This window comes from Cyanobium sp. LEGE 06143 (genome assembly GCF_015207535.1).
Lineage (GTDB): Bacteria > Cyanobacteriota > Cyanobacteriia > PCC-6307 > Cyanobiaceae > NIES-981.
Map to the genome: position 1 here is coordinate 1 of NZ_JADEWP010000146.1, position 6,484 is coordinate 6,484.

6 protein-coding genes and 2 pseudogenes are annotated in these 6,484 nt (G+C 58.5%); 5 read left to right on the top strand and 3 right to left on the bottom strand.

What is annotated here, in order from left to right; genetic code table 11:
- From IQ216_RS10335 to IQ216_RS10350, 4 genes and pseudogenes are all read left to right on the top strand, one after another.
- A pseudogene (locus tag IQ216_RS10335) lies at window positions 1-302 on the top strand (hypothetical protein); the annotation flags it as partial.
- A 29-nt stretch (window positions 303-331) separates the two neighbouring features.
- The gene (locus IQ216_RS10340) at window positions 332-1,381 is read left to right on the top strand and encodes an SIS domain-containing protein (RefSeq protein WP_193815408.1); all 1,050 of its coding nucleotides are present in this window, start codon (window positions 332-334) and stop codon (window positions 1,379-1,381) included.
- Between the two features lie 20 nt (window positions 1,382-1,401).
- Complete coding sequence (gene kdsA / locus IQ216_RS10345; protein WP_193815409.1) at window positions 1,402-2,223, top strand: 3-deoxy-8-phosphooctulonate synthase; 822 nt, start codon at window positions 1,402-1,404, stop codon at window positions 2,221-2,223.
- A gap of 5 nt (window positions 2,224-2,228) precedes the next feature.
- Window positions 2,229-2,804: an HAD family hydrolase gene (locus IQ216_RS10350; RefSeq protein ID WP_193815410.1), complete on the top strand. Its 576-nt coding sequence runs from the start codon at window positions 2,229-2,231 to the stop codon at window positions 2,802-2,804.
- A gap of 80 nt (window positions 2,805-2,884) precedes the next feature.
- Here IQ216_RS10350 and IQ216_RS14290 read toward each other — a convergent pair.
- Together IQ216_RS14290 and IQ216_RS10360 are read right to left on the bottom strand one after the other, a co-directional pair.
- Window positions 2,885-3,031, bottom strand: a pseudogene (locus IQ216_RS14290) (transposase); the annotation flags it as partial.
- A gap of 454 nt (window positions 3,032-3,485) precedes the next feature.
- Window positions 3,486-3,977: an HIT family protein gene (locus IQ216_RS10360; protein ID WP_193815411.1), complete on the bottom strand. Its 492-nt coding sequence runs from the start codon at window positions 3,975-3,977 to the stop codon at window positions 3,486-3,488.
- A gap of 895 nt (window positions 3,978-4,872) precedes the next feature.
- Here IQ216_RS10360 and IQ216_RS10365 point away from each other — a divergent pair.
- Window positions 4,873-5,754, top strand: a complete 882-nt coding sequence (locus IQ216_RS10365; protein WP_193815412.1) for a hypothetical protein — start codon at window positions 4,873-4,875, stop codon at window positions 5,752-5,754.
- Window positions 5,755-5,770: 16 nt separating this feature from the next.
- Here IQ216_RS10365 and IQ216_RS10370 read toward each other — a convergent pair.
- A partial coding sequence (locus IQ216_RS10370) for a hypothetical protein (protein WP_228007387.1) occupies window positions 5,771-6,484 on the bottom strand: 714 nt, incomplete at its 5' end.

The window sequence follows — 6,484 nt, forward strand, 5'->3', positions numbered from 1 at the left end:
GGTCTATCCCACCGTTGGCGGGGGCCCTGGAGCTGCTGCAGCAGGGCCATGCCAGCAGCCTGGCGCCGGCCAACGCCAGCGCCCTGGAGCTGCTGGCGGGGCCGGTGCGCCTTGAGTCTGGCGAGGGGGCTGGCCCAGGGAGCGCGGCCCAGGAGACGGCACTGCGGGCCCTGCTGATCGATCCCCAGACCTGCGGCCCCCTGCTGGCGGCCGTGCCGGGGCAGGCGGCAGAGGCCGCCGTGGGAAGTCTGCGCCGGGCGGGCTTCCCGGCTGCTGCTCTGGTGGGGAGGGTGCTGGGTTGAAGGGAGCTTGGTTGAGCGGTGCTGGAAGAATGACTTCAATTCCCGTGCTGCCCTTGTCCGCCCTTACCCGCTGCCTGCAGGAGGAGGCCTCTGCAATCGCCGCGGCCGCCGATCGCCTCGATCCCCAGCAGGTGGAGGCTGCGCTGGAGCTGCTGGAGAGCTGCCGGCAGCGCCGGGGCAAGCTGATCGTCACTGGCGTGGGCAAGAGCGGAATCGTGGCTCGCAAGATTGCCGCCACCTTCTCTTCGATTGGTCTAACGGCGGTGTTCCTCAACCCCGTGGACGCCCTACACGGTGACCTGGGCATCGTGGCCTCAGATGATGTGACTCTGCTGCTTTCCAACAGCGGAGAGACGCATGAGCTGCTGGCCATCCTTCCCCACCTGAAGCGGCGGGGCACCAGCCGCATTGCCCTGGTGGGACGGCAGAAGTCAAGCCTGGCCCGCGGCTGCGATCTCGTTCTTGACGGAGCCGTGGACCGGGAGGCCTGCCCCCTCAACCTGGCCCCCACCGCCAGCACGGCCGTGGCCATGGCTATCGGGGATGCCCTGGCGGCGGTGTGGATGGAGCGGGCCGGCATTTCGCCGGTGGACTTTGCCATTAACCATCCGGCCGGCTCCCTTGGCAGGCGCCTCACGCTCACAGTGGGAGACCTGATGGTGCCCGTCGGCGAGATTCAGGCCCTGCATCCGGAAGCGCGTCTGCCAGTGGTGATCGCCCACCTCACTGAGGGCAGTCCTGGGCTGGGCAGTCTCGGGGCCAGCTGGGTGCACGGCAGTGATCCTTCCAAGCTGGCAGGGCTGATCACTGACGGTGACCTGCGCCGCACCCTGCAGCGCTATGGCCCGGGGGACTGGGACCGGATCACCGCCGCTGAGATGGCCACCAGGGATCCGATCACCGTGACCCCCGAGGTTCTGGCCGCCGAGGCCCTGGAGCTGATGGAGCGCAATCGCCGTAAGGCGATTTCGGTGCTGCCGGTGGTGTCGCTGCAGGCCCCCCTGCGCCTGGAGGGGCTGCTGCGGCTGCATGATCTGGTGAAGGCCGGCTTCAGTGCCTCGGCCACCTCCCCCAGCTAAATCCCTTTGCCACCCTCCTGATGAGCTTCCGCCTGATTGCCGGACCCTGCGTGATCGAGAGCCGAGATCTGGTGCTGAAGGTGGCCGAGCGAGTGAGCGAAATGTGCGCCGAGTTGGGCATCAGCTATGTCTTCAAGGCCAGCTTCGACAAGGCCAATCGCAGCTCGGGCAGCTCGTTCCGCGGGCCCGGGGCCGAGGAGGGCCTGGGGATCCTGAAAGAGGTGCGACAGCAGCTGGAGATCCCTGTGCTCACCGATATCCACGAGAGCCACCAGGCCTCCGCCGCCGCCGAAGCGGTAGACGTGCTGCAGATCCCCGCCTTCCTCTGCCGCCAGACCGATTTGCTTGAGGCCGCTGCCCAGGCCGTGGCCGGCACGGACAAGGTGGTGAACGTGAAGAAGGGCCAGTTCCTGGCACCGTGGGACATGGCCCAGGTGGTGAACAAGCTGGGCGAGGGCGGTTTGACGCCCGAAAGCGGCCGCCTCTGGCTCACCGAGCGGGGCTCCAGCTTCGGGTACAACACCCTGGTGGTGGACTACCGCAGCGTGCCCCAGATGCAGGCGTTGGGCTGCCCGGTGATCTTCGATGCCACCCACGCCGTGCAGCAGCCGGGCGGCCGCGGCACCAGCTCCGGTGGTCAGCGGGAGTTCGTGGCGCCTCTGGCCCGGGCGGCGGTGGCGGCTGGGGTGGATGGGCTGTTCATGGAGGTTCACCCCGACCCTGACCAGGCCCTCAGTGATGGGCCAAACATGGTGCCCCTGCATCGCCTGGAAGCCCTGCTGCGCCAGCTGATGGAGCTGCGCGCCGTGGTGCAGGACGACCTGGCCGTGAGCACCTATTGACCTCCATGGCCGCTCCTTTGCAGGCCCTGCGCTCCAGGATCCAGCGTGTGGCAATCGGCCCGAGGCTGGCCGCTGTGAAGCTGCTTGTGTGCGATGTGGACGGGGTGCTCACTGATGGCGGCCTCTATTACGAAGCCAGCGGTAGCGTGACCAAGCGTTTCAACGTGCGCGATGGCTTGGCGATCCGCATGCTGCAGCGCGCCGGTATTGAAGTGGCTCTGCTCAGCGGCGGCCGCCGCGGTGCCATCGAGCATCGGGCCCGCCATCTGCAGATCCGCCATTGCCGCGCCGAGGTGGGCGACAAGTTGCTGGGGCTGCGCGAGTTGCAGGCTGAGCTGGACCGCGGCCGGGAGGCCACGGCCTTCATCGGCGACGACCTCAACGATCTGGCAGTTCGGCCGGCCACCGCCTTGTTGGTGGCGCCGGCAGATGCCGCCCGGGGCCTGCGCCAGCGGGCCGATTGGGTGCTGCGTAGTCATGGAGGCAATGGCGCTGTGCGGGAGTTGGCGGAGGCGCTGCTGGAGAGCCGTGGAGCCCTGGCAGCCCTGCACAAGGACGGCTGGCGTGAGAGCAACGGCTGAACCTGGAACCCGAACCAGTGGTAGGGAGGGGCGGGGTCAGCACGGCATGTGCCAGCTCACAATCGATCTAACCCTCACTGCGACCGTTCACTGATCAGGTCGATCCCGGCAAAGCGGCGCATGGTAGGTACCTCAATTAGGATCTCTTGCATTGCCGGATCACTGAGTAAACAACACTGCTGCAGCAGGTGAATCCACAGCATGGTTGCCAGCGGGTACGGAGGCCTTCTGCCCTACTTGCTCGTTTTTGGGTAACAGGGCTAGATCAGCTCAATCGGTGCCTACCAGGGAACCATAGCCTTCATCTCCGACAGCAACTTCTTCCAGTTGGTCTGCTTCTAGGCGGTGGTCTGCTCGTAATCAGAGAAGCCGAGCTTTTTACAGCCTATCAACCCAGTCCTTGCATAGGATCAAGGGGCCGTTGTCCCGCAGGTGAGTTGGATTTTCCAGAGTCTCCCTAAGTCAAGCCACCATCTCCAAAGTTACAGTGTGATTGGCTTCACTGAAGCCAAGGCCCAGAGAACGACGTAACGGCGAAATCTCATTAAAGGGGCAAGGCAGGCGAGGAACCCGGGGGCGATCCACGCATAACATGCTTATAGCCATACCTTCGATTCATAGCTCATCCACGCCAGATCTCATGGCCTGAGCGGGTCCTGATGTCAATCTGCAGCAGTAGCTTTATGATGGGATATCCAGCCACGACCGGTCACTCTCGACGTATTCTCGGCCGCGGGCCACAAGTTCGCCCACACGCCCTGGATCGGCCGCCGGCCGTTTATTCTCAGCCACTAACCGGTATTGGTCTGCTACGCTCCACGCAGCAGTATGTAGATCCGAGACTTGGCGGGGGATGAGATGTAGATGCAGGTGTGGTGCCCCTTCTCCAAAGGCGATGGCATACACGCGGTCGCAGCCTGTGAGCCTCTGCACTAATTGGCTTGCATACCGCACGGCATGGCCCCAGCTAAGAGCTTCCTTGTCGCTGAACTCCAGCGGTCCGGCCAGGTGGCGGCGCGCATCGAGCAGCAGCCAGCCGGGCAGGGGAGCTGGATTGGGATGGTGCCGCAGCAGCCAGAGGTCGGAGCGGGCGATTTGGTAGGCAATGACGCTGGCGGCATCTTCGTGAAGAAGACAGATGGCGCATGGGCGACGGGATCGGGTGGGGGCCATGCCAGAAGGAATGCTAATTCGATGACATCACTATGCATCGCCTTCCAGATTCACCAGGCGGCACGGGCAACAGTCGGTACCAGACTACGTCCTTTTTGATCTGTCGCTCTACCAGGGCGAGATCAGCAGTTAGGGGTTTCCTGAATTCGTGATTATCGATCAAAGTCTCACCGTGCTGACTCTAGGGACAGTGATGAACTACTGCTCGTAATCGATTGGACTAATCTAGTCCATCGTTGAGTGGAAGTACTCTCGCTTGTCAGGCCCTCGATCCAGAAAGCCAGATCACGCTGGAGCTGCTGGGAAGAGATCAGTACTTCTCGATCCTCATCAAGATCCAGATCAAGTACGAGGGCGAAGATGAAGATCTCTATTGCTGCATTATCCCCGTAGCAGTCATTGGCAGATATGCTGCGGAGGCTCATGTTTTATCAGCAGATCGTGGTAGCCGGTAGCTCGGCGTTGAGCGGATCTAACCCCGATATGTGCAATACCTGTTTAATGGTTCAGAGTGGGTGCTCAGCAAGAGCCTCTGCTTGTGTTCGTCATCCCAGTGTTTTCGTGGTCGGCCGTTGAGAGCCAGAGCAACGGCATTCAAGTCCTATTAGGGATATCCGACAGGCAATCTGATTCCAAGTTTCTGGAGGGGTTCGGCTCATGCTGGTGTCGCGGCCTCGCTAACAGTGCCGTGATGTTTGCATCACTGTTGATCCGACTGACGCTTAACGCGCTGAGCCGCCAGCAGCTGCTACGCCGGAGCGGCCCCTCCTGAGTTACACAATTTGCTGGGACACGGCCCATGAAGCAGCGTAAATATCTTGAGGCAACCCAGTAACCCATAAGCTCAAATACACTCTGAGAACAAGGGAGGCGTTCAGACACCCTGAAGGACAAGATGCTGATCATTCATTGTGGTGTCTTCAAAACAGGTACTACTTCCCTCCAGGAGACTGTGTTTCCACACCTTAAGGGAATAGCCTATCTTGGTAAAGGCTCGAAGGCGAATGAAGTGCCAACGAGAGACTTATACGCACAAAGTGCTGCCAGCTTGCTTTCTGAAGTTGCAATACTTGGTTCTCGCTCGCCATTCGGGAAATTACCAAATTTAGACATTAAGCTAGACAAACTAATATTGCCTTGTGTTGAGTCAAGTCAGCTGTACTTATATAGCAACGAAAGCCTCTTGGGGTGTCAGAGCACGCAAGCACCCGAAATCTTTCCCTTCAGCATGTATGATCTGCCTCTGTCTGTATTAAGCAAGACTAGGCTGGCCTCTCGCATTAGATTTCTAGTGGCTTATCGACAGCCTGCCGAAGGCTATTTGGCGAGCAGATTTCTAGAGATCCAGCACTGGCGGAGAAATAAGCATATGCAGCTCCTGTCCCTTCCAGAGTACCTTGCACAGCAAAGGTACATATTCCGCATGCACCCTGAAAAGTCATTCTTCTTCCATGCCTCGCCGAAGTGTATATATCAATATTTTCATAAGAGGAGACTTGACCTCACGCTTGTACGGCATATTGATCTACTCAATATGCCACTTAACATTATAATGGACATGGCAGAGCCCAGGCGCAAGGGGGGGAGGGTGAAAAGACGGCCCGACCATCAGTATAAAGCTGCAAGCAAGGTTCGGCAGATGAAGCACTCATTGACTAAGCTCTCATATTTAGATAGCCTCTACCCCAATAGTGAAAACCCGTATAAAGAGCTTCGGGAAGCAATCATGCAATACTGTCTTATGCATAACATTTATAATTGTCCCAATGAACCATGAGAAGGCATCTGGCATCCTATAGCAATTTGCTACTGTTTAAGACGTTCTCAATGGCAGAAAAAGACCCCCCTCCTTTTGGGTAGAAGAAATGCTTGGGGGCTGCAGCTTCATTCCCAACGAGTTCAGAGGCGCTGTAGTCTTCCCATGTTATTCTGGAATAGAATTCTTGAAAATGGTTTCTAAATGTTTGGGCCGTATAGAATAGTCCAAGCTGGTCGCCATAGTAGAAGTTAAACATTCTTCGTTTTCTTGGCTCTTGCTTTGGCCCAAGGACAAAAAACTTAAAGAGACGAAGGAAAAGCTGAGAGCCCTGAGTATTGCTAAATACTGAAAATCCGGCTTTGATGGCTAAATACGGTTGCCCTGCAATTCCATTGTAGAATAGATCAAGTGTGGTTGGAAAATCTTTCAATGGAGTCTTGGAAGAGTCCCATGTTAACATGATTTCGTGATTATGGAGTCTGGATGCAAGCGAAGCAGCAAAGCCCTTTAGGACTATGGCGTCATAATCCGAGACGATGACTCTAGTTGACTTAGGGAGCCTCTGGGCAACGAGCCCTGAAAGTGGGTCCAAGGTTGGAATTTGCTCGGAATGAACAACGTTTGGCGAATCTGAGGTTGGCTTGGCTGATTTCACCCTTTCGGGTGCCAAAATCTGCCCATGTTGGCCGATTCTTTCCCTCGACAGGCACACTGATCTCCTGATCACGTACTGCATAGCAACCTGCGA

What these genes read in the sequence shown, in the direction of transcription:
- IQ216_RS10340 (WP_193815408.1), top strand. Translation starts at nt 332, where the DNA reads ATGACTTCAATTCCCGTGCTGCCCTTGTCCGCCCTTACCCGCTGCCTG.
- kdsA (WP_193815409.1), top strand. Translation starts at nt 1,402, where the DNA reads ATGAGCTTCCGCCTGATTGCCGGACCCTGCGTGATCGAGAGCCGAGAT.
- IQ216_RS10365 (WP_193815412.1), top strand. Translation starts at nt 4,873, where the DNA reads ATGCTGATCATTCATTGTGGTGTCTTCAAAACAGGTACTACTTCCCTC.
- IQ216_RS10350 (WP_193815410.1), top strand. Translation starts at nt 2,229, where the DNA reads ATGGCCGCTCCTTTGCAGGCCCTGCGCTCCAGGATCCAGCGTGTGGCA.
- IQ216_RS10360 (WP_193815411.1), bottom strand. Translation starts at nt 3,977, where the DNA reads ATGGCCCCCACCCGATCCCGTCGCCCATGCGCCATCTGTCTTCTTCAC.